The sequence below is a fragment of the Marinobacter sp. SS8-8 genome (assembly GCF_030540945.1).
Lineage (GTDB): Bacteria > Pseudomonadota > Gammaproteobacteria > Pseudomonadales > Oleiphilaceae > Marinobacter.
This window is the reverse complement of sequence record NZ_JASSVN010000002.1, coordinates 342,467-363,579: the sequence shown is the minus strand read 5'-3', so window position 1 is coordinate 363,579 and position 21,113 is coordinate 342,467. Positions and strand designations below refer to the sequence as shown.

General features: G+C 59.0%; 22 protein-coding genes. 17 read left to right on the top strand and 5 right to left on the bottom strand.

Annotated elements, in window-relative coordinates:
- Positions 1 to 161 precede the first annotated feature (161 nt).
- The 13 genes from ffh (at position 162) to ung (ending at position 13,711) form a co-directional block, all read left to right on the top strand.
- The gene (gene ffh, locus QPL96_RS03685) at positions 162 to 1,550 is read left to right on the top strand and encodes a signal recognition particle protein (RefSeq protein ID WP_303285638.1); all 1,389 of its coding nucleotides are present in this window, start codon (positions 162 to 164) and stop codon (positions 1,548 to 1,550) included.
- 163 nt (positions 1,551 to 1,713) lie between these two features.
- Positions 1,714 to 1,953, top strand: a complete 240-nt coding sequence (gene rpsP / locus QPL96_RS03680) for a 30S ribosomal protein S16 (protein ID WP_303285637.1) — start codon at positions 1,714 to 1,716, stop codon at positions 1,951 to 1,953.
- Positions 1,954 to 1,980: 27 nt separating this feature from the next.
- Positions 1,981 to 2,508, top strand: a complete 528-nt coding sequence (gene rimM / locus QPL96_RS03675) for a ribosome maturation factor RimM (RefSeq protein ID WP_303285636.1) — start codon at positions 1,981 to 1,983, stop codon at positions 2,506 to 2,508.
- 3 nt (positions 2,509 to 2,511) lie between these two features.
- A complete protein-coding gene (gene trmD / locus QPL96_RS03670) occupies positions 2,512 to 3,258 on the top strand; it encodes a tRNA (guanosine(37)-N1)-methyltransferase TrmD (protein WP_303285635.1) in 747 nt (248 codons plus the stop codon).
- 37 nt (positions 3,259 to 3,295) lie between these two features.
- Positions 3,296 to 3,652: a 50S ribosomal protein L19 gene (gene rplS / locus QPL96_RS03665; protein ID WP_099619311.1), complete on the top strand. Its 357-nt coding sequence runs from the start codon at positions 3,296 to 3,298 to the stop codon at positions 3,650 to 3,652.
- Between the two features lie 110 nt (positions 3,653 to 3,762).
- Entirely contained in the window at positions 3,763 to 4,665 is a 903-nt protein-coding gene (gene xerD / locus QPL96_RS03660) for a site-specific tyrosine recombinase XerD (protein ID WP_303285633.1), read from the top strand.
- A 111-nt stretch (positions 4,666 to 4,776) separates the two neighbouring features.
- Positions 4,777 to 5,508 (top strand): DsbC family protein, encoded by a 732-nt coding sequence (locus QPL96_RS03655; protein WP_303285632.1) that lies wholly within the window; start codon positions 4,777 to 4,779, stop codon positions 5,506 to 5,508.
- A gap of 146 nt (positions 5,509 to 5,654) precedes the next feature.
- The gene (locus QPL96_RS03650) at positions 5,655 to 6,956 is read left to right on the top strand and encodes a homoserine dehydrogenase (protein ID WP_303285630.1); all 1,302 of its coding nucleotides are present in this window, start codon (positions 5,655 to 5,657) and stop codon (positions 6,954 to 6,956) included.
- A gap of 11 nt (positions 6,957 to 6,967) precedes the next feature.
- Complete coding sequence (thrC, locus tag QPL96_RS03645; protein WP_303285628.1) at positions 6,968 to 8,368, top strand: threonine synthase; 1,401 nt, start codon at positions 6,968 to 6,970, stop codon at positions 8,366 to 8,368.
- A gap of 6 nt (positions 8,369 to 8,374) precedes the next feature.
- Positions 8,375 to 10,120, top strand: coding sequence for a single-stranded-DNA-specific exonuclease RecJ (recJ, locus tag QPL96_RS03640; protein WP_303285627.1), 1,746 nt, complete (start codon positions 8,375 to 8,377; stop codon positions 10,118 to 10,120).
- 170 nt (positions 10,121 to 10,290) lie between these two features.
- Positions 10,291 to 11,386 (top strand): peptide chain release factor 2 gene (gene prfB, locus QPL96_RS03635; RefSeq protein WP_303285625.1). Its coding sequence is split into 2 segments (ribosomal slippage): positions 10,291 to 10,362 and positions 10,364 to 11,386, totalling 1,095 coding nucleotides; the frame shifts between segments, so codons are not numbered across the junction.
- 51 nt (positions 11,387 to 11,437) lie between these two features.
- On the top strand, positions 11,438 to 12,973 hold the full coding sequence (lysS, locus tag QPL96_RS03630; RefSeq protein ID WP_303285623.1) for a lysine--tRNA ligase: 1,536 nt from the start codon (positions 11,438 to 11,440) through the stop codon (positions 12,971 to 12,973).
- Positions 12,974 to 12,976: 3 nt separating this feature from the next.
- Positions 12,977 to 13,711, top strand: coding sequence for a uracil-DNA glycosylase (gene ung, locus QPL96_RS03625; protein ID WP_303285622.1), 735 nt, complete (start codon positions 12,977 to 12,979; stop codon positions 13,709 to 13,711).
- Positions 13,712 to 13,866: 155 nt separating this feature from the next.
- On the opposite strand, the gene QPL96_RS03620 is transcribed toward ung, so the two are convergent.
- The 5 genes from QPL96_RS03620 to nadB all read right to left on the bottom strand — a co-directional run bounded on the left by QPL96_RS03620 (position 13,867) and on the right by nadB (position 18,176).
- The gene (locus tag QPL96_RS03620) at positions 13,867 to 14,700 is read right to left on the bottom strand and encodes an HDOD domain-containing protein (RefSeq protein ID WP_303285621.1); all 834 of its coding nucleotides are present in this window, start codon (positions 14,698 to 14,700) and stop codon (positions 13,867 to 13,869) included.
- Positions 14,701 to 14,793: 93 nt separating this feature from the next.
- Entirely contained in the window at positions 14,794 to 15,789 is a 996-nt protein-coding gene (locus tag QPL96_RS03615; protein WP_303285620.1) for a folate-binding protein YgfZ, read from the bottom strand.
- A gap of 21 nt (positions 15,790 to 15,810) precedes the next feature.
- On the bottom strand, positions 15,811 to 16,275 hold the full coding sequence (locus QPL96_RS03610; protein WP_303285619.1) for a hypothetical protein: 465 nt from the start codon (positions 16,273 to 16,275) through the stop codon (positions 15,811 to 15,813).
- Positions 16,259 to 16,531: a succinate dehydrogenase assembly factor 2 gene (locus QPL96_RS03605; RefSeq protein ID WP_303285617.1), complete on the bottom strand. Its 273-nt coding sequence runs from the start codon at positions 16,529 to 16,531 to the stop codon at positions 16,259 to 16,261. Before QPL96_RS03605 ends, QPL96_RS03610 begins: the two co-directional genes overlap by 17 nt.
- A gap of 40 nt (positions 16,532 to 16,571) precedes the next feature.
- On the bottom strand, positions 16,572 to 18,176 hold the full coding sequence (nadB, locus tag QPL96_RS03600; protein WP_303285685.1) for an L-aspartate oxidase: 1,605 nt from the start codon (positions 18,174 to 18,176) through the stop codon (positions 16,572 to 16,574).
- A gap of 134 nt (positions 18,177 to 18,310) precedes the next feature.
- On the opposite strand from nadB, the gene rpoE reads away from it, so the two are divergent.
- The 4 genes from rpoE to QPL96_RS03580 all read left to right on the top strand — a co-directional run bounded on the left by rpoE (position 18,311) and on the right by QPL96_RS03580 (position 21,081).
- On the top strand, positions 18,311 to 18,997 hold the full coding sequence (gene rpoE, locus QPL96_RS03595; RefSeq protein ID WP_303285615.1) for an RNA polymerase sigma factor RpoE: 687 nt from the start codon (positions 18,311 to 18,313) through the stop codon (positions 18,995 to 18,997).
- 15 nt (positions 18,998 to 19,012) lie between these two features.
- Positions 19,013 to 19,585: a sigma-E factor negative regulatory protein gene (locus QPL96_RS03590; RefSeq protein WP_303285614.1), complete on the top strand. Its 573-nt coding sequence runs from the start codon at positions 19,013 to 19,015 to the stop codon at positions 19,583 to 19,585.
- A gap of 78 nt (positions 19,586 to 19,663) precedes the next feature.
- Positions 19,664 to 20,635 carry a MucB/RseB C-terminal domain-containing protein gene (locus QPL96_RS03585; RefSeq protein WP_303285684.1) on the top strand — a complete coding sequence of 324 codons (972 nt, stop codon included), beginning with the start codon at positions 19,664 to 19,666 and terminating at the stop codon, positions 20,633 to 20,635.
- On the top strand, positions 20,632 to 21,081 hold the full coding sequence (locus QPL96_RS03580; protein ID WP_303285613.1) for a SoxR reducing system RseC family protein: 450 nt from the start codon (positions 20,632 to 20,634) through the stop codon (positions 21,079 to 21,081). Before QPL96_RS03585 ends, QPL96_RS03580 begins: the two co-directional genes overlap by 4 nt.
- The last annotated feature ends 32 nt before the right edge of the window (positions 21,082 to 21,113 follow it).

Below are 21,113 nucleotides of genomic sequence, written 5' to 3'. Positions count from 1 at the left end.
TTCTGACTGGGGATCGGCGTTGGTTTCAGCCGATTTGACCGGGCTGGTCGTTTCAGGGCGATAGTCTGGTTATAATGTCGTGATTATGCAACTGGAATCAAGGGGTAGACACTGGCCCTGTGGTTCATGCACTCAATTTATCCGGGGTACGGAAGAGCAACATGTTTGAGAACCTCCAAGACCGACTTTCCGGCAGTCTGCGCAAGATTTCCGGCCAGGCACGCCTCACCGATGACAATATCAGGGACACCCTCAGGGAGGTGCGGATGGCACTGCTGGAGGCCGACGTTGCCCTTCCGGTAGTGAAGGATTTTGTCGAAGGTGTCCGCAGGCGTGCTATCGGGCAGGAGGTGCAGCGCAGCCTTACACCGGGCCAGGTATTTGTAAAGGTCGTTCAGCAGGAGCTTGAGCGAGTAATGGGCGAGGGTAACGAATCCCTCAAACTGAACGTTCAGCCGCCGGCCGTGATTATGATGGCCGGCCTGCAGGGCGCTGGTAAGACCACCACGGTTGCCAAGCTTTCGCGCTTTCTCAAGGAACGCCAGAAGAAATCCGTAATGGTTGTCAGTGCCGACGTTTACCGTCCGGCAGCGATCCGGCAGTTGGAAACCCTGGCGGGCGAGGTCGGCGTCGAGTTTTTTCCAAGTACCGCTGACCAGGATCCCCTGGATATTGCTGAGGGTGCGATTGCTGCCGCGCGGAAGAAGCATATTGATGTAGTGATTCTCGATACTGCTGGCCGCCTCCATGTCGATGAGCAGATGATGGGTGAGATCGGCAGGCTGCACAAAGCCGTCAATCCGGTAGAAACCCTGTTTGTGGTTGACGCCATGACCGGCCAGGATGCCGCCAACACCGCGAAAGCATTTAACGATGCGTTGCCGCTTACCGGTGTGGTGCTGACCAAAACCGATGGCGACGCCAGGGGCGGTGCGGCCCTGTCGGTCCGTCACATCACAGGCAAACCGATCAAGTTCCTGGGTGTGGGCGAGAAGTCCGATGCCCTGGAGCCGTTCTACCCGGACCGGGTGGCGTCCCGGATTCTGGGCATGGGCGATGTGCTCTCCCTTATAGAGGAGGCGGAGCGCAAGCTGGACCAGAAAAAGGCCCAGAAGCTCACCAGGAAGATCAGGAAGGGCAAGAGTTTTGATCTTGAAGACTTCCGCGACCAGTTGCAGCAAATGAAGAGCATGGGTGGTATCGGTGGTTTGCTTGACAAGCTTCCGGGTATGGGGCAGATGGCCCAGGTGGCCCAGCAGCAGGTAAACGACAAGTCCATGGGGCAGATGGAGGCAATTATTTGCTCGATGACTCCGAAGGAGCGCCGCCACCCGGATGTCATCAACAACTCCCGCAAGCGCCGCATTGCCACCGGGTCTGGTACGCAGATCCAGGATGTGAATCGTCTGCTGAAGCAGCACAAGCAAATGCAGAAAATGATGAAAAAGTTTGGCAAAAAGGGTGGCATGGCGAATATGATGCGCGGTCTGGGCGGCATGATGCCGCCAGGCGGCGGGGGTGGTGGCGCGCCTCCATTTGGCCGTATGTAAAAAGCCTTACAAGGAAAACCGGGAAACAACCGGTTTTCCTGTTTTCTTTGGCGCGTATTTGGCATAGAATAGCGCCCCTTTCGAGTATGGGTCTTCGCATCAGGCGGTGTTCAGCCGGCGCGAATCGTACAAAGTTCGTTCAACAGAACAGGATATTGGTTAAATGGTAACAATCCGTTTGGCTCGTGGCGGCTCCAAGAAGCGCCCGTTCTACCATCTGACAGTCACCGACAGTCGCAAATCCCGCGACGGTCGTTTCATTGAGCGCGTTGGCTTCTTCAACCCGGTCGCCCGTGGCCAGGAAGAGCGCCTGCGCGTAGATCGTGATCGTGTTGACTTCTGGCTTGGCCAGGGTGCTCAGGCCAGTGATCGCGTTGCCCAGCTGCTGAAGGCTGCTGAGTAACCCAGTATTGACGCCGGGGTTGGTGGCATGACACAGAGTTTGCAGGAAACTGTGATCGGCCGGATTACCTCGGTGTTTGGGGTCAAGGGGTGGCTGAAAGTCTTCTCCTACACGGATCCCAAGGAAGGCATACTGAACTATCCGGACTGGACTCTGGATCTGGACGGTAGGCGTATTCCGGCCAGGCTTGAGGAAGGTCGCCGCCAGGGCCAAGCCATTGTCGTCAGGCTGAAAGGAATTGATGATCGTGAGTTGGCGCGCACGTACTGTGGTGCCGAGGTCAGGGTTTCCAGGGCAGAGTTGCCTGAGCTTCCCGAAGGGGAGTACTACTGGTTTCAGTTGGAAGGTCTTGAGGTCTTCACGGTTGAGGATGAGTGCCTTGGTAAGGTGCGCCATCTGATAGAAACCGGGTCTAACGATGTTCTGGTGGTGCAGGCAACGGCAGGTTCCATCGATCAGCGTGAGCGTCTGATTCCTTATCTGCCGGGTGAGGTGATCCAGAGTGTTGACCTGGATGCTGAACGCATGGTGGTGGACTGGGATCCGGAGTTCTGACGGGTGTGGATTGGCGTAGTCAGTCTGTTCCCGGATATGTTCGGTGCGGTAACGGATTACGGGATCACGGGTAGGGCGGTCCGGGACGGTCTTCTGACTTTCCGGAGCTGGAATCCCCGTGATTATACCCGTGACCGGCACCGCACAGTGGATGACCGGCCCTATGGTGGTGGCCCGGGTATGCTGATGAAAATTCAGCCCCTCAGGGATGCCATTCACGCGGCACGGGAGGCGGCGCCTGGCAAGGCTTGCGTGGTTTATCTGTCGCCCCAGGGCGAGACGTTGAATCAGTCCGTTGTCGAGTCGCTTGCGGCAGGAGAGCCGCTGATTCTCGTGGCAGGCCGGTACGAGGGTATTGATGAGCGCCTGATAGCGACGGAAGTTGATCGGGAAGTGTCTCTGGGTGATTTTGTGCTTTCCGGTGGCGAGCTGGCAGCAATGGCGGTTATCGATGCGGTTACACGCCTCATCCCCGGAGCGCTGGGTCATGCGCAGTCGGCAGAGCAGGATTCTTTCGCCGACGGTTTGCTGGATTGTCCGCACTACACCCGGCCCGAGGTTTACGAAGGCCAGGCGGTGCCGGATGTTTTATTGGGCGGTCACCATGATCAGATCCGGCGTTGGCGACTCAAGCAGTCGCTGAGGCGAACCCGGCAGCGACGCCCCGACCTGCTTGAAAAACGGGTGTTTACGGACGAAGAGCGTGATCTGCTGGAAGAGATTTTGAACGAACCGGGTGCCTCTGAATGATCAGGGCATTAACAGATTGGGTATCAGGAGCATTACGATGAGCGGCAAGAACAACATCATCAGTCAACTTGAAGCAGAACAGATGACCAAGGAAATCCCTGCGTTTGCGCCGGGCGACACCGTGGTCGTTCAGGTTCGCGTAACCGAGGGTAACCGTGAGCGTCTGCAGGCGTTCGAGGGTGTTGTCATCGGTAAGCGTAACCGTGGCATGAACTCCTCGTTCACCGTGCGTAAGATTTCTTACGGTGTTGGTGTTGAGCGTACCTTCCAGACCTTCTCTAAGCTGATTGACAGTCTCAGCGTGAAGCGTCGTGGTGACGTACGCCAGGCCAAGCTTTACTACCTGCGGGACCTGTCTGGCAAGGCGGCGCGTATCAAGGAAAAGCTGGGCTGATCAGCGTATTGCCGACCACCAGACACAAAAAAGGCAGCCATGGCTGCCTTTTTTGTGTCTGGTGGTCCGTTAGGCCTGCTGTGGGTGAGTCACCGTTTGAGGGCTTGGGCGTGAGATCAGGAGACGAATCAGTGATCGGTCGGTTTGTTGATGCCATCTGGCTTGAGGATGGGCTTGGTGAGAAGACAAGGCAGGCATACCGAAGTGATCTGTCAAGGCTGTCCGAATGGCTGGAGGACCAGCCAGGTCGTCCGATGCTGACAGAGGTGCGCAGAACCGACCTTCTGGCCTGGATGTCCCGGGGGCTTGCGGAAGGGATAAAAAGCTCCACGGCTGCAAGGCGTCTTTCGGGGCTCCGGCGGTTTTACCGGTTTTTGTTGCGGGAAGGCCTGATCACCGAGGACCCGACCCTGCGTATAGACAGCCCGAGCCTGCCGCGACGCCTTCCGGATTCCCTGACCGAAGAGGAAGTGGATGCGCTGCTTTCAGAGCCGGACCCCGGTGTTGCCATCGAACTCCGGGACAAGGCTATGCTGGAGATTCTCTACGGATGCGGCCTGCGGGTGTCGGAGCTGACGGAACTGAGGGTTGATCAGGTGAATCTGCGCCAGGGTGTGATCCGGATTACCGGCAAGGGTGACAAGGAGCGCCTGGTCCCCCTGGGCGAAGAGGCGGTGGACTGGTTGCTCCGGTATATGAAAGAGGCGCGCCCGGAGCTCCTGAGGGGGCGGTCCTGTGATGCGCTATTCCCCGGTAACCGGGCAGCCGCCATGACGCGTCAGACTTTCTGGCACCGTATCAGGCACTACGCCGTGCGAGTGGGTATCCGGAAGCACCTCTCGCCCCATACGCTCAGGCATGCGTTTGCCACGCATCTCCTCAATCATGGGGCGGACTTGCGTGTTGTCCAGATGCTTCTCGGCCACTCGGATCTGTCCACCACCCAGATCTACACCCATGTGGCCCGGCAGCGGCTTCATTCGCTGCACCAGGCCCATCACCCCCGTGGCTGAATGCCGGGTGAACTTTCCCGGCATGGAGGTGTCGCACTGAATTGATTCCCGGCCTGTGCCAATACTGCCCGGGTTGTTTAACCGATGACTGAAAAAGGGTTGTTTGCCAGAATGAATATTAAAAGTCTTATCGTGGCGCTCGGTGTCGTTGCCGGCTTGTTGGGAGTGGCCAGCGTCAATGCCGGCGAAGTCGAGGACCGGATCGCCGAGCGCCTGACTGAGGCGGTACCGGGGCTGAAAGTAATGTCGGTGCGCAAATCCGAGGCGAGAGGCCTCTATGAGGTGCGGAGCAACAACGGCGACACCATCTACACCACCGAAGATGGCCAGTACCTGATGACCGGTGACCTTCTGAAGATTACGGATCAGGGCATCACAAACGTCACCGAAGTTGCCCGTGCCGAGGCTCGCAAGGCGACGATGTCCGCGTTTGGTGATGAGGGTGCAATCCGTTTTCCGGCGAAAAATGAGAAGGCCGTGGTGAGCGTTTTTACCGATATTGATTGCCCCTATTGCCGGAAGCTTCACGATGAGGTGCCACAGCTCAATGAGTATGGCATTACGGTGAATTACTACGCGTTTCCCCGCTCGGGCCCGAACACAGCTTCTTTCAGGAAATACGAGTCGGTCTGGTGTGCAGAGGACCAGCAGGCGGCTATGACATCAGCCAAGGCAGGCAAGAGCATTGATGAGGCCAACTGCGAGAATCCGGTTCAGGAGCAGTACCGGCTTGGTGGCCAGATTGGCGTAACCGGCACGCCTGCCATTGTTCTGGAAGACGGCAATATGGTCCGTGGTTATGTCCCGGCGAAGCGTCTGGCAGAGGGTCTTGGGCTGCTCTGATTGCAGTTCTGGTTGTCAGGGCTTTCCGAAATTTTCAGTATTTGAGTTGGTTCCGGTTCAGGGCTTATTCACTGAGGCCTGAATCGGTATACTGTGCCCCCTTAATAGCCATTCATCAGCACCCCTTCGGGATTAGAGGTGAGAGTTTGAAAGACGTCAGTGTCGGAATCTGCGGACTGGGAACCGTCGGCGGCGGTACCTTTAATGTCTTGACCCGCAACGCCAGGCTCATTGCCGGCCGGGCCGGCTGCAACATCCGGATTACCCGGATCGCCAGTCGCCGGGCTCGCGAGGACATGGACCTCGGAGATGTACCCTTCAGCACCGACATTTACGACGTGGTGAACGATCCCGGCGTGGATATCGTGGTGGAGCTCATCGGCGGTTACGATGCCGCCCGTGAACTCGTGCTGGCGGCCATTCGCAATGGCAAGCATGTTGTGACGGCCAACAAGGCCCTGATCGCCGTTCACGGCAACGAAATCTTCGAGGCCGCCGAAAAGGCGGGCGTCGTGGTTGCCTACGAGGCTGGTGTGGCCGGTGGTATTCCGGTGATCAAGGCTGTGCGTGAGGGTATGGCGGCAAACCGTATTGACTGGATTGCCGGCATTATCAATGGCACCGGTAATTACATCCTCACCGAAATGCGTGCAGGCCGCGAGTTTGCCGAAGTGCTCAGGGAAGCCCAGGATCTGGGTTACGCAGAGGCAGATCCGACCTTTGACGTGGAAGGCATTGACGCGGCCCACAAGCTGACCATCCTCGCCTCGGCCGGCTTTGGTGTGCCTCTGCAGTTTGAAAAAGGCTATACCGAAGGGATTTCGAAGATCACTCCGTACGATATTGCCCACGCCGAACTGCTCGGCTATCGCATCAAACATCTGGGTATTGCCCGCCGCCGGGACGATGGTATTGAACTGCGGGTTCATCCCACCCTGGTTCCCCGTAGCCACCTGATTGCCCAGGTGGACGGCGTGCTGAACGCGGTGCTGGTGGATGGCGATGCCGTTGGCCAGACCATGTACTATGGCCCTGGCGCCGGGGGTGAAGCAACGGCGTCGGCGGTTATTGCGGATATCGTCGATGTCGCACGCGCCGTGGCCACGGAGAGCGGCCAGCGTGTGCCTTACCTTGGTTTCTCGCCAGACACCATGGAGGATCTGGGTGTACTGTCCATGGAAGACATCCAGTCTGCCTATTACCTGCGCATTACCGCTCTGGACCGTCCGGGCGTACTGGCTAAGATTGCCTCGATCCTGAGTGAGCACGGCATCAACATTGAGTCGATCATGCAGAAGGAATCCGAGCTGAAGGATGGCCGGATTCCGGTGATTATCCTGACTCACACGGTTCAGGAACGGCAGGTCAACCGTGCGATCAAAGAGCTGGAAGCCCTGTCCGATACCGATGGCCAGGTTGTCCGCATCCGCGCCGAAAACTTTAACTGACAGGTACGCACGTGAGATACATCAGTACGCGGGGTGAGGCGCCCGCACTGGGCTTTGAAGACGTTTTGCTGACCGGGCTGGCCACCGACGGTGGGCTCTACGTTCCCGAGTCGCTGCCACATTTCAGTCTGGAGGAGATCCGGAGCTGGCGCGGACTTTGCTACAGTGAACTTGCCTTCAATATCATGCATCCGTTTGTGGACGATGCCATTCCCGCGGGCGATTTCCGCAAGATGCTGGATGAAACCTACGCCGTGTTCGCGCACAAGGCCGTTGCACCACTGGTGCAGCTGGATACCAATGAGTGGGTGATGGAGCTGTTCCGTGGCCCGACACTGGCGTTCAAGGATTTCGCCCTGCAGCTACTGGGTCGTTTGCTGGATTACGTGCTGGAGAAGCGCCAGCAGCATGTGGTTATCATGGGAGCTACCTCCGGTGATACCGGCTCGGCGGCCATTGAAGGCTGCCGCCGATGCGAGCACGTGGATATCTTCATCCTGCATCCTTACCAGCGGGTGTCGGAGGTGCAGCGCCGCCAGATGACCACGGTCCAGGGCGACAACATCCATAACATTGCCGTGCGCGGCAATTTTGATGACTGCCAGCGCATGGTGAAGGAGAGCTTTGGCAATCAGTCCTTCCTGGGCGGCAAAACCCAGTTGGTGGCAGTCAACTCCATCAACTGGGCCCGGATCATGGCCCAGATCGTCTACTATTTCCACGCCTCCCTAGCCTTGGGTGGTCCGGATCGCAGCATGGCGTTTTCGGTTCCCACCGGGAACTTTGGCGATATCTTTGCCGGGTACCTGGCAAAGAAAATGGGGCTGCCGATCTCCCAGTTGGTCATTGCCACCAACCGCAACGACATCCTGCATCGCTTCATGAGTGGCAACAAATACGAGCAGCATCAGCTCGAGCACACACTGTCGCCGAGTATGGACATTATGGTATCCAGCAACTTTGAGCGCCTGCTGTTTGATCTGCACGGTCGGGATGGGCTGGCGGTGAAAACCCTGCTGGAAAATGCCGCCAAAGGCCCGGTCAGTATTGAGGATTACCGCTGGAGGCACGCCCGCAAGCTGTTCGACAGCGACGCGGTGGATGACAAAACCACTTGCGACACCATCCACGAAATTTACCAACAGAATGAATATCTTCTGGACCCGCACACCGCCATCGGGGTTCGCGCCGCGCGCAACTGTCGCCGCGATAACACCGTACCGATGATTGCCCTGGGCACAGCCCATCCGGCCAAGTTCCCGGACGCCGTTTCCGAGTCCGGCCTGGGTGTGCAGCCGCCACTGCCGACCCACATGGCGGACCTGTTCGAGCGGGAAGAGCGTTACACGGTGTTGGATAACAACATCGCCGCTGTTCAGGAATTCATCGCCAAGAACTGGAAGAATACCTGACCTGGTATGGCACCCAAAAAAATCCTGCGTCGCCCCCAGCCCGAGACAATCCCGGGCTGGGGGCGAAACCTGCCCCCCTTGCTTCGCCGCCTGTACGCCGCCCGTGGCGTCACCTCCGATGAGCAACTGAGCTATACCCTGAAACACCTGGCTTCGCCCATGTCCCTCCGGGGCATCAACCGGGCCGTTGAGCTTCTCGCCGAGGCCATTGATCAGCAGCAGCGGGTTCTGGTGCTGGGCGATTTCGACGCAGACGGTGCGACGAGCACCGCCGTGGCCATGCTTGGCCTTTCGATGCTCGGCTTACAGAGTATTGATTTTCGCGTTCCCAGCCGGTTCGCAGACGGTTACGGCCTGACCCCGGGTATCATCGAACGTTTGCGTGAGGAAGGCGAGCTTCCGGACCTGATGATCACGGTCGACAACGGCATATCCGCCGTTGAGGGTGTCAGGGCCGCCAGGGAGCTGGGCGTGACGGTGGTGGTTACCGATCATCACCTGGCGGGCGAGGAACTTCCGGATGCCGATGCCATCGTCAATCCCAATCAGCCGGGTTGCCCCTTCCTTAGCAAGAACGCCGCCGGCGTTGGCGTGATGTTCTACGTGCTCACGGCGTTGCGCAAACAGCTCAGGGAAACCGGTCGCCTGCCCAATCCGGAGCCAAACCTCGGCAGCCTGCTTGATCTTGTGGCCCTGGGAACGGTTGCGGATGTGGTACCCCTGGATCACAACAACCGGATCTTCGTAGAGCAGGGTCTGCGCCGTATACGTCAGGGCGAGGCCCGCCCCGGTATCCTGGCGTTGCTGGAAGTGGCTGGCCGGGATCATACCGCCATCAGCTCAACCGATCTCGGCTTTGTCGTTGGCCCCCGCCTGAATGCAGCGGGCCGGCTTGATGACATGAGTATCGGCATCGCCTGTCTGCTGGCGGATAGCCCGGGTGAGGCCCGCCGTCTGGCCAGGGAGCTGGATACCTTCAACCGGGAGCGCCGGACCATCGAAAAAGACATGAAAGCCCAGGCCCAGGATCTTCTGGCTTCCATGTCACTGGACCTTGACGGTTTGCCCTGGGGCCTGGCCCTGTTTGATCCCGACTGGCATCAGGGGGTCATCGGTATCCTCGCCGCCCGCATTCGCGAGCAGACCCACCGACCCACCATCGCCTTTGCCCCGGACGACAACGGCGAAGACATCAAAGGCTCCGCCCGCTCCATCCCTGGTTTGCACATCCGTGATGTACTGGCGGTGGTGGATTCCCGCCACCCTGGAATCATGAAAACGTTCGGCGGCCACGCCATGGCAGCGGGCATGACCCTCGCCAAAGCCGACCTGGACGCCTTCTCCGAAGCCTTCGACCGCGCCGTTCGCGACACCCTTTCGGCCGAGGATCTGGAGGCGGCGATCACTACCGACGGACCTCTGGAGCCAAACGAGCTTTCCCTGGATACCGCCGCGTTACTCAAACGGGCCGGCCCCTGGGGGCAACATTTCCCGGAGCCGCTGTTCGACGGCGAATTCCGGGTGGTGAGTCAGCGAATTGTCGGGGAAAATCACCTGAAACTGGTGTTGCAGCCGGTCGATGGTGGCGGCATTATCGACGGCATTGCCTTCAACACCGGTCCGGAAGTGCCTGATTACACCCGAACCGGTGCCCGGGTGGTGTATAAGCCGGATGCGAACACCTTCCGGGGGCGGACCAATCTTCAGCTGCTGGTGGATTATCTGGAGCCGCTGAGTGAAATTGGGGTCTGACCCCGCGGGGTCAGACCCCTTGTTCAAAGACACCTTTTCCCGCCAGAAAGCCCTGCCTGCGTCCCGCATGCTCCCAATAGCCGGAAAACCACGGCTGATTTAACAAGCGATTTCGGGTAGAATCCCGCCTCTGTTTTTACTCTCCATTTTCAAGAGCGAGTAAGGGTTTCATGGAAATTAATCCCATTGTGACGAAGATTAAAGAGCTTCGTGAGCGCACTGAAGCGCTCAGGGGGTATCTTTGACTACGATCAGCGCAGTGAACGGCTGGTCGAAGTAGAGCGCGAACTGGAGCAGCCGAGCGTCTGGGACGACCCGGACCGGGCTCAGGCTCTGGGAAAAGAGCGTGCGGACCTGGAACTGATCGTCAAGACCATCGATAACCTCACCTCCGGTCTGGAAGACGCTGAAGGTCTGCTGGATATAGCCGCAGAAGAAGAGGACGAAGGTACGGTAGCCGAGATCGAGTCTGACCTCGACGGTCTTGATAAAGAACTTGAGAAGCTTGAATTCCGCCGCATGTTCTCCGCTGAAATGGACGCCAACAACGCCTACCTGGACATCCAGGCCGGCTCGGGTGGTACCGAAGCCCAGGACTGGGCCAACATGCTCCTGCGTATGTATTTGCGCTGGGCGGAGCGCCGGGGCTTCAAGGCCGAGATTGTCGAGCTCATGGAAGGTGAAGTGGCCGGCATCAAGAGTGCCACCATTCACATCCAAGGCGACTACGCCTATGGCTGGCTGCGCACGGAAACCGGCGTTCACCGGTTGGTGCGTAAATCTCCGTTCGATTCCGGCAACCGCCGTCATACTTCGTTCTCTTCCGTGTTCGTGTCACCGGAGGTGGATGACAGCTTCGAAATTGAAATCAACCCGGCGGATCTGCGGGTGGACGTCTACCGTGCCTCTGGCGCCGGTGGTCAGCACGTTAACCGGACCGAGTCGGCGGTGCGTCTGACCCACAATCCCACCGGTATTGTCGTGGCCTGTCAGGCTGGCCGAAGCCAGCACCAGAACAAGGACCAGGCCATGAAGCAGCTGAAGGCCAAGCTGTTTGAGCGTGAGATGCAGGAGCGTAACGCCGAGAAGCAGAAGGCCGAGGACGCCAAGGCCGATATCGGTTGGGGCAGCCAGATCCGTTCTTACGTTCTGGATGACAGCCGTATCAAGGACCTGCGTACCAAGGTTGAAACCAGTAATACCCAGTCGGTGCTGGACGGTGACATTGACAAGTTCATCGAAGCCAGCCTGAAGATGGCGCTGTAACCAGCGCCTTTGCCACGCTAACCCGGACAACCCGATTCCTAGTGAGCCAAAATGACTGATCAGACTCAGAATGCCGCACAGCACGAGGACAACAAGCTGATTGCCGAGCGTCGCGCCAAACTGTCAGAGATGCGCGACCAGGGCAATGCCTTCCCCAACGACTTCCGTCGTGACGCCACCGCCGCTGAGCTTGAGGCAAACTACGGCGACAAGAGCAAGGAAGAGCTGGAGTCCCTGGGCATCAAAGTGGCCATTGCCGGCCGTATGATGCTTGACCGCAAGGCATTCAAGGTGGTTCAGGACATGACCGGCCGTATCCAGATCTATGCCTCCAGGGATGTCCAGAAAGACACCAAACACTGGGATCTCGGGGATATCGTGGGTGTGCGAGGCACCCTGTCCAAGTCGGGTAAGGGCGACCTGTATGTCACCATGGACGAGTACGTGTTGCTCACCAAGTCCCTGCGTCCGTTGCCCGAAAAGTACAAGGGCCTGACCGACACCGAAGCCCGTTATCGCCACCGCTATGTCGACCTGATGGTCAACGAGGACAGCCGCCGGGTGTTCCATGCGCGCTCCAGGATCATCAGCGCCATGCGCCAGTACTTCACCGACCGGGACTTCATGGAAGTGGAAACCCCGATGTTGCAGGTGATCCCCGGCGGTGCCACCGCGCGCCCCTTCGTGACCCATCACAACGCCCTGGGTATCGACATGTACCTGCGCATCGCGCCTGAGCTGTTTCTGAAGCGCCTGGTGGTTGGCGGCTTCGAGCGGGTGTTCGAGATCAACCGGAACTTCCGTAATGAGGGGCTTTCCACCCGCCATAATCCGGAATTCACCATGGTGGAGTTCTACCAGGCCTACGCGGATTACAACGACCTGATGGATCTCACCGAGGACATGCTCCGCACCATCACCTGGAAGGTGCTGGGCACCACCACGGTTGTGAATACCCGAACCCTGGCCGATGGCCGCGAGGAAACCATCGGGTACGATTTCGGCAAGACCTTCGAGCGCCTGACCGTGGTCGATGCCATCCTGCGCTACAACCCGGATATCAAGCCCGGGCAGCTGGCGGACGACGCCAGTGCCCGTCAGGTCGCGAAAGACCTGGGTATTCATCTCAAGGATGGCTGGGGCTTGGGCAAGGTCCAGATCGAGATTTTCGAGGCGACCGCCGAGCATCGCCTGATGCAGCCGACGTTTATCACCGAGTATCCGAAAGAAGTGTCGCCCCTGGCCCGCTGCAAGGACAGCAACCCGTTCGTCACCGAACGCTTCGAGTTTTTCGTGGGCGGACGCGAAATCGCCAACGGCTTCTCGGAGCTGAACGACGCCGAAGACCAGGCCGAACGCTTCCAGGCCCAGGTGGCCGAGAAAGACGCCGGTGACGACGAGGCCATGTTCTACGACGAAGATTACATTATGGCACTGGAATACGGCCTGCCGCCCACCGCCGGCGAGGGCATCGGCATCGACCGGCTGGCCATGCTGCTAACCGACTCCCCGTCCATCCGCGACGTCATCCTGTTCCCGGCCATGCGCCCGGAGCACAAGGCCGAGCCGCGCAAAGACGAGGAATAAGCCATGAGCCCGGTTGAGGTACTGGCCAGCCAGCTCAGGCTCGACAGGGGCTGGAAAGAACATCTCTCGGAGGAATTCCGCCAGCCCTACATGCAGAGCCTGGCGGACTTTCTGGCCGCTGAGGAGCAGGCCGGAAAAGTCCTGTTCCCCGCAAGCCAGCACTGCTTCAATGCCCTGAACAGCACCCCGCTGGACAACGTCCGGGTCGTCATCCTCGGTCAGGATCCCTACCACGGTCCCGGCCAGGCCCACGGCCTATGCTTCTCTGTGCGCCCGAACGTGGCTGTTCCTCCCTCGCTGGTGAACATCTTCAAGGAAATCCAGGACGACCTCGGTATAGCGCCCCCGGACCACGGCTGCCTGCAACCTTGGGCCGAGCAGGGCGTGCTGCTGCTCAACAGCGTCCTCACCGTCGTCCAGGGCCAGGCCGGCGCCCACCAGGGCAAGGGCTGGGAAACGTTTACCGATAGGGTCATCGAAACGATCAATCGTGAGCGTGAGGGCGTGGTGTTCCTGCTCTGGGGCAGCTACGCAAAGAAGAAAGGCCAGCACATCGACCGCATCAAACACCTGGTCCTCGATGGCCCCCATCCCTCGCCACTGAGCGCTTACCGGGGCTTCTTCGGTTGCAAGCACTTCTCAAAGGCCAACGACTGGTTGCAACAGCAGGCCAAGCCCACCGTTAACTGGGCGTTGCCAAGCAAGGCAGAGTTGATCCAGAGATACAAGAAGAGCTGAAGGTATGCCCGAAAGTAGTCTTCGGGATGGGGTCAGGCTCCCAAAACCGTGCGGAGCCAAGGATGGCGGAGCCGAGCGTACAGGGAAGTATTCACAGCGTGTTTTGGGAGCCTGACCCCATCCTGAAGACAGGCGGTCAAACTCCCAGCAACAAATTACTGAAGCAGCGCCATAGCCGCTTCCATCTGGGCGTTCAGATCCTCTTCCTCGCTCATGTCGATATTCGGATCCAACCCAAGGCGATCAAAAGCAGAAATCTTTGTCCAGTCCATCTCCGTCCAGGGGTGCCCGGAGCCGGCAACCAGTTGGAGATTGGCAACCATCACCAGATCCGCATAGTCCGCTGCCGGAACCTCACGGTTGAAGCTGGCGTATTCCAGCGGAACATTCTGAAGATCTATCGGGAAGTCCCACTTCTTGAGGATGGTCGCCCCAATCTTCGGGTGCAGCTCATCGACAACGTTGTCCAGCATGATGCTGCTGATCTGGATATCCTGATCTTCCACGTATCGCAGGATCGGCAGCACACCAATCAGGTGCACCAGGCCTGCGAGAGTGGCCTGGTCCGGTTTCAGCCTGGTGTAGTGCTGGGCCAGTACGTGACAGACACCGGCAACTTCGGTGCTGGTCTGCCAGGTGGCGCGCATCCGCTTGTCGATCATGTCGGAGGTGGCCTGGAACATCTGCTCCATGGCCAGGCCCATGGCCAGATTGCTGGTGTAAGCCATGCCGAGACGACTCACCGCCATATTCAGGTTTTCAATAGCCCGACTGCCCCGGAACAGCGGGCTGTTGCACACCCGGATAATGCGTGCGGAAAGGGCGGTGTCATTGCTGATTACCTTCACCAGGTCGGCAATGGCCGAATCCTCGGATTGCGCAATATCCCGTACCTGCAAGGCCACTTCCGGAAGGGTGGGCAGCACCAGTTTGTCATTTTCAATGGCAGCGTTGAGATCGGCTTTAATGGTTTCGACAATATTCGACATGGTCAGTAGAGGTCCGCGTGTAGGTTCCGAACAATCAGATATGTGAGCTACTGCATAGCAAAATAGCAAATTCCGGGACGTTTGCCTGTCAACTTATGTATCTGATTGTGCGCTTTTTTCCCTTTCCGGCACAGCATAGGGCAGTGTCATCGGTGTAAGCACAGCCTCGGGCAGGCCATCAGGATGCAGGGTATTTCGGGCGGCATCGTGGCGCACGACGGCCAGGAGTTCAACACGGCCGTCACGGTATTTGACTGCGTTCACCACTTCGCCCACCGACCGCTCGCCAGCATACAACGCACAGCCGGGTGCCGGCACGTCTCCGGCCTGTTCGATCCGGAAACGGAACAGGCTTTTCTTCAGTTGCCCGAGAAAGTGCATTCGGGCAATCACTTCCTGACCTGTGTAGCAGCCCTTTTTGAAATGAACGCCGCCCACATGTTGCCAGTTCAGCATCTGTGGCACGAAGGATTCCCGTGTGGCGGCTGTGAGAGAAGCTATCCCGGCAGCAATCTCGGAAGCCCGCCAGTTTGCCGTGGACATCCGGGTGCTGGCGGGAAGAGCTGTCTCATTATCTTCAGGCTGCCAGAATTCAAAGCGGGGTGTGCCTTCGGCGGTTGGCTCTGTTTTTACCAGCAAGCCGTCACTGAGTGCGGTTGAGTCGCCGGGTTCCTTCAGGCTATCCATGGCGTCACCGGCCAGGCTTTCAGCAGACTGGCTGCCCAGAATACCAACGATCCTGGCTTCCGGGACAACGTCCATGGTCGTCCCGCGAAACAGCATCAGGTACTTGCGCAAATGGCTGATGGTGTCCTCCGCCAGATCAGAAGGGAAATCCATCAGTATGTCCTCTCCCGCGCGGACCATGCGGGTCAGGCAATAGGCGCGGCCCTTGGGGGTCGCGGCGGCGGCTCTGGGCGAGTGGTCCGGGGTTACCTCGTCCAGGTTCTGGCTGAACTGGCCCTGAAGAAACTTGTCGGTGCCCGGACCGCTGATGCGCGCAACCACCCGGTCGTTCAGGACCGCCCAGCCGTCGTTCGGCAGGGGGAAGTCTGCAACGGCTGATACAGGTGCGTCTGTGTCGGTCATGGCGTGCTCCGGATCGGTGATTCAGGTGGATGGTCGCCTGGAGCGGCCCAGCCTGAGCCACACCCTGAGGCGACGGAAATCGTCTTCCTGGACGTTACCCGGCCTGTGCGGCGACGGTGCCAGAAGTATTGTGGTGTAAGAACGGAATCTGGTGCCATCCGGGCGCAGTTTCAAGAGTGCCAGCCCGGACCAGATCTGGCTGGACGCTGCGGGCTGCACCGGAATCTGCCGGTTGTCTCCGGTTTTTGCGTACATCTTGCCCTGGTCGATCAGCAGGCCGTTCACCGAATGGCTGCCCAGAAGTAACCCGTTACACCGATACTGCAGCGCTGCTCCCGCCAGAGCAACCGGCACAGCAGCGAGCAACCAGGTTTTGCCGGCCAGTGCCGAGATCACCAGAAAGCCCAGCAGTACCAGCCAGGGTATGCTCGCCAGCACGCCGACCAGCAGGGAAGGTGAGAGCGTCAGCTCAATCCGGCTGGACACGTTTGAGGATGATGCCGACCATGCGTTGAAGGTCCGGATCCTCCGGGCGGCTGCGCTGCATGAACCATTCGAACATGTCGTTGTCCTCGCAGGTGAGCAGTTTTCTGTAGCGCGCCTGGTCTTCGGCGTTGAGGTCGCGGTAGGCCTGCTCCACGAAGGGAATCAGGAGGTTGTCCAGCTCAAGCATGCCGCGACGGCTGTGCCACCACAGGCGGTTAAATTCTGCTTTTTCGGACGGTGCAGATGTCTCTGACATAGTGTTTACCATTGAATCGTGTGTAAAAGCCGGCGTTGGTTCAAGGCGCAGGCGTCCGGTAGGTCGTGGGTACCAGTACGGTATCACGGACTTCATTGAGCAGTCCCGGATAATCCAGCGTGTAGTGCAGCCCACGGCTTTCCTTGCGCTGCAGTGCAGAACAGATAATCAGGTCGGATACAGTGACCAGGTTGCGAAGTTCAAGCAGGTCGTTGGTGACCCGGTAGTTGCTGTAGAACTCCCCGATTTCCGCAGACAGAAGATCGACCCTGTGCTTGGCCCGTTGCAGTCGTTTGGTGGTTCGCACAATGCCTACGTAGTCCCACATGAAATGCCGCAGCTCGTCCCAGTTGTGGGAGATGACGACGTCCTCATCGGAATCCCGGACCTGGCTTTCGTCCCAGTCCGGAGCCTCCGGGGGTGGTGGGATGTCCGCTTCCCGGCGGGTAATATCGGCAGCGGCGGCGCGGCCATACACCAGGCATTCCAGCAGGGAGTTGCTGGCCATGCGATTGGCGCCATGGAGTCCGGTGAAGGCGGCCTCGCCCACCACATAAAGCTGGTTAATGTCGGTTCTGGCGCGTTCGTCACTCATTATGCCGCCGCAGGTATAGTGAGCGGCAGGAACCACGGGAATGGGCTCGCGGGTGATATCAATGCCAAAGCCCAGGCACGTCTCGTGGATGGTCGGGAAGTGGTGCTTTATGAAGTCCGCGGGTTTGTGGCTGATATCGAGATACAGATGGTCAGCGCCCAGGCGCTTCATCTCATGGTCAATGGCCCGGGCAACGATGTCCCGGGGTGCCAGTTCTCCGCGCGTATCGAAGCGGTCCATGAATCGTGTGCCATCGGGTAGCTTCAGCAAGCCACCTTCACCGCGCACCGCTTCGGTGATCAGGAAGGATTTTGCAAGGGGGTGATACAGGCAGGTCGGGTGGAACTGGTTAAATTCCATGTTCGCCACCCGGCAGCCGGCCCGCCATGCCATGGCGATACCATCGCCGGACGCCCCGTCCGGATTGGTGGTGTAGCGGTAGGCCTTGGAAGCGCCCCCGGTGGCAATAACGGTAAACCGCGCCCGGAACAATTCCACATGGTTGTCCTCAAGGTTCAGGATGTAGGCGCCGACACAGCGGTTACCCGGCAGGGATAACTTGCGATTGGTGATCAGATCCACCGCTACCCGGCCAGACATAAGCTCAATGTTGGGCCTGGCCTGGGCCTGGGATGCCAGGGTGGTTGAGACGGCATGGCCGGTGGCATCGGCAGCGTGAATGATGCGTCGGTGGCTGTGACCGCCTTCCCGGGTGAGGTGATAGTGGGCATCCTGGTCCCGGCTGAAATTGACCCCGGAATCAATCAGCCAGTCTATGCTGTCTTTGCCGTGCTCCACGGTGAAGCGGACAGCGTCCTCATGGCACAGGCCGGCGCCGGCATTCAGAGTGTCGGTGATGTGGTGTTCCGTGGAATCCTGATCATCCAGTACCGCAGCAATGCCTCCCTGGGCCCAGAGGGTGGCGCCGCTGCTGATCCCGGCCTTGCTAACCACGCATACTTTCAGGTGCTCTGGCAGATTGAGAGCAACGGTCAGGCCGGCAGCACCACTGCCGATAATAAGAACATCGTATTCGTAGGGCTGTAGCATCGGGTCGTTATCGCAGGCCATAATGTGGACGTGTATTGAACTAAACTTTACGCTTGCTGTCTATTTGGCTTGACAGGGTGAGCCGCCTGGCAGGTGGCACAACCCGTTTCACGAACGGACGCCGGATAGCATCAATGACGCAACGAAACTTGGTACAGGCCGGACAGCTGGCCGTCAAATCAGGGAACCCCGGCAAACAGTCCATGACTCCTGATACAGACAAACAACAGGGTGAGCACTCCGACAGTCAGACGGACCTGCAGTTGGTGCGCAAGGTTAAAAGCGGTGACCGTGCCGCGTTCGACCTGCTGGTGGTCAAGTATCAGTCCAGGGTTGCGTCCATCATCGGCCGTTACGTTTACGATAGCCAGGAAGTCATGGATCTGACCCAGGAAACCTTCGTTAAGGTATTCCGGGCGATCGAACGTTTCCGTGGTGACAGCGCCTTCTATACCTGGCTTTACCGAATTGCCGTGAATACCGCGAAGAACTATCTGGAATCCCGGGGGCGGCGTCCCCAGGGCAGTGCCGATTCGGCTGAGGCGGAGAATTTTGATGAAGGCTCGAGGCTCAGGGATACCGCCTCACCGGAACGACTACTGCAGAGGGAACAGCTCCAGGAGGAGTTGACCAAGGCCATTGCCCAGCTGCCGGAAGAACTGCGTTCGGCGTTTTTGCTACGGGAATATGACGGCCTCAGTTATGACGATATTGCCGGGATACTGGAGTGCCCCATCGGTACCGTGCGTTCACGGATTTTCAGGGCCCGGGATGCGGTTGATCGTCATCTCGGACCGTTGCTCAACCACTCGGTCACGTAATTGAGGTTGCATCCCATGGATGATCGTCTCAGAGAAACACTGTCCGCCATGATGGACGACGAAGCTGACGAACTGTCGGTGCGTCGCCTGTTGTCACACGGTAGCCAGGATGAGGTCCGGGCCCAGTGGCAGCGATGGCAGGACGTTCGGGATCTTCTGCATGATGGCCACTCACCGGCCCATGGAGTGGATGTCAGTGTTGCCGTGCGTGAACTGCTCGATGGTCGCACGTCCGCTTCGGCGCGGTCCCGGGTCCTGCGGCCGAACACGAATGTTCGCCGCTGGCACTGGCCTGCCGCAGCCATGGTTGCCACGGCGCTGCTCATTGGCTTTGGCGCTGGTGCCGGTTGGGATTCTTCTGATGTCGGGCCTCTCCAGCCAGCGACTGCGGCTGCGCCAGAGCCAGAGCCAGAGGTGTCGACACAGGATCAGCCGGTCAGGGAGATTGCACTGCAGGGTCTGGATGATGAGCAGTGGGAGTACATGAGTCGTTATCTGCTGGAACATGCGCAGCACAACAGTGTCGGCGCCGGTCGGGGAGCCGTCGGCTATGCCCGTCTGGTCAGCGCCAATGGCAACGGTTACTGACCCCTGACCCTTGGAGTGAGTGTGATCATACGCAAAGCCCTGAGTGCTGTTTCCCGGAATCGGGCACTGTCATTGCTGATGATCCTGGTGGTCCTGCTTGCCGGCCCAATGCCGGTGGCTGCCGGTGAAGAAGAGGAAGCAGTGGCCTGGCTCAATCGCCTCGGTCCGGCTCTGAACATGACGTCCTACCGCGGCGTTTTCGTGTACGCCCGGGGTGATCGCGTACATTCAATGCAGATTGCGCACCGTTACAATGAGGGTGTTGTCGAGGAGCGCTTGGTTCTGCAGGATGGCGGCAGCGGCGAAATCGTCCGCAAGGGAATGAACGTGGTCTGCGTACTTCCCGAAAGGGGGCGCATCAAACTTGATCAGGTCATTCCATCCGGTCCTTTCGCCGAGGCGTTTACCAGCCAGTTGGTGCCGGTGAGCCGCTGGTATCGTGCTGAAATGAAGGGTGGGGACCGGGTAGCGGGTTACGATGTGGTGACAGTAGCCCTCAGTGCGAAAGATCCCTACCGCTACAGTTACCGGTTGTGGCTGGAGAAGTCGACGGGGCTGCTGGTAAAGAGTCATGTGCGCAATGCCAGGGGTGAGGTTCTGGAGCATTTCCAGTTCACCAGTTTGCAGATCGGCGAAAATATCCCCGACAGTGAGTTTGAAATTCGCACCCGTGGCCGTGAAATTTCCAGGACGCTCGGGGAACCGGCACCCCAGGCATCGGCCGTTCAGCGCATGGATGGCTGGCAGCTTGGCTGGCGACCGGACGGTTTCATGCCGGCTGCGGCTCCTCGTTCCGGCAAGGGGCAGGCAGTTGCTTTCTCTGACGGCCTGGCGGCATTTTCGGTCTTTGTTGAGCCTGCGGGTGCGGTAAACATGCCCACCGGTGCCTCCCGGATCGGTGCCACGACAATCTATATGCACAAGGTCTGGGATAAGGGCAGGGTATTCCTGGTTACGGTTGTCGGTGAACTGCCGCCACAAACCGCTCGCCAGGTTGCCGAATCCGTCCGGATCGAGAACGCACTGGCACTCGGTGCAGGTGGATCGTGATTACGGAAACGGGAAAAGTTGTTGCACTGAAGGGGGGGCGCGTCTGGGTTCAGACCATCCGCGCCAGCGCGTGTAAGAGCTGCACTGCCCGTAATGGTTGCGGGCAGAAAGTGCTGGCAGCCGCAACCGGGGGGCGGGCGAATCAGATTCTGGTGGCGAACACAATGAATGCCCGGGTCGGGGATGAGGTCACCATCGGGATTGATGAGCAGGCACTGCTTGGTGCCTCGCTGGTGGTCTATGCGATCCCGCTGGTTCTGATGGTGGTGGCGAGTGTTCTTGGCCACCATGTGTCTGGCGGGCAGGACAGTGCTGCCATGCTGGCCGCCGCAGGTGGCCTGGCCCTGGGTTTTGTGGCTGTGCGCAAACTGCAGCGCTCTGGCACAACGGACTGCGAGCCCAGGTTGGTTCGGGTTAACCGGATTTTCTCCGAAAACTGTCTATAAATCCTACCGTTTTTTAAGTTGAAATTCGGTGT

Bases quoted from the DNA above. Each gene is read 5' to 3' on its own strand.
- lysS (WP_303285623.1), top strand. From the start codon at position 11,438: ATGACTGATCAGACTCAGAATGCCGCACAGCACGAGGACAACAAGCTG.
- QPL96_RS03615 (WP_303285620.1), bottom strand. From the start codon at position 15,789: ATGACCGACACAGACGCACCTGTATCAGCCGTTGCAGACTTCCCCCTG.
- QPL96_RS03655 (WP_303285632.1), top strand. From the start codon at position 4,777: ATGAATATTAAAAGTCTTATCGTGGCGCTCGGTGTCGTTGCCGGCTTG.
- QPL96_RS03585 (WP_303285684.1), top strand. From the start codon at position 19,664: ATGATCCTGGTGGTCCTGCTTGCCGGCCCAATGCCGGTGGCTGCCGGT.
- rpsP (WP_303285637.1), top strand. From the start codon at position 1,714: ATGGTAACAATCCGTTTGGCTCGTGGCGGCTCCAAGAAGCGCCCGTTC.
- rimM (WP_303285636.1), top strand. From the start codon at position 1,981: ATGACACAGAGTTTGCAGGAAACTGTGATCGGCCGGATTACCTCGGTG.
- QPL96_RS03605 (WP_303285617.1), bottom strand. From the start codon at position 16,531: ATGTCAGAGACATCTGCACCGTCCGAAAAAGCAGAATTTAACCGCCTG.
- rplS (WP_099619311.1), top strand. From the start codon at position 3,296: ATGAGCGGCAAGAACAACATCATCAGTCAACTTGAAGCAGAACAGATG.
- ung (WP_303285622.1), top strand. From the start codon at position 12,977: ATGAGCCCGGTTGAGGTACTGGCCAGCCAGCTCAGGCTCGACAGGGGC.
- ffh (WP_303285638.1), top strand. From the start codon at position 162: ATGTTTGAGAACCTCCAAGACCGACTTTCCGGCAGTCTGCGCAAGATT.
- QPL96_RS03590 (WP_303285614.1), top strand. From the start codon at position 19,013: ATGGATGATCGTCTCAGAGAAACACTGTCCGCCATGATGGACGACGAA.
- rpoE (WP_303285615.1), top strand. From the start codon at position 18,311: ATGACGCAACGAAACTTGGTACAGGCCGGACAGCTGGCCGTCAAATCA.
- recJ (WP_303285627.1), top strand. From the start codon at position 8,375: ATGGCACCCAAAAAAATCCTGCGTCGCCCCCAGCCCGAGACAATCCCG.
- nadB (WP_303285685.1), bottom strand. From the start codon at position 18,176: ATGCTACAGCCCTACGAATACGATGTTCTTATTATCGGCAGTGGTGCT.
- QPL96_RS03620 (WP_303285621.1), bottom strand. From the start codon at position 14,700: ATGTCGAATATTGTCGAAACCATTAAAGCCGATCTCAACGCTGCCATT.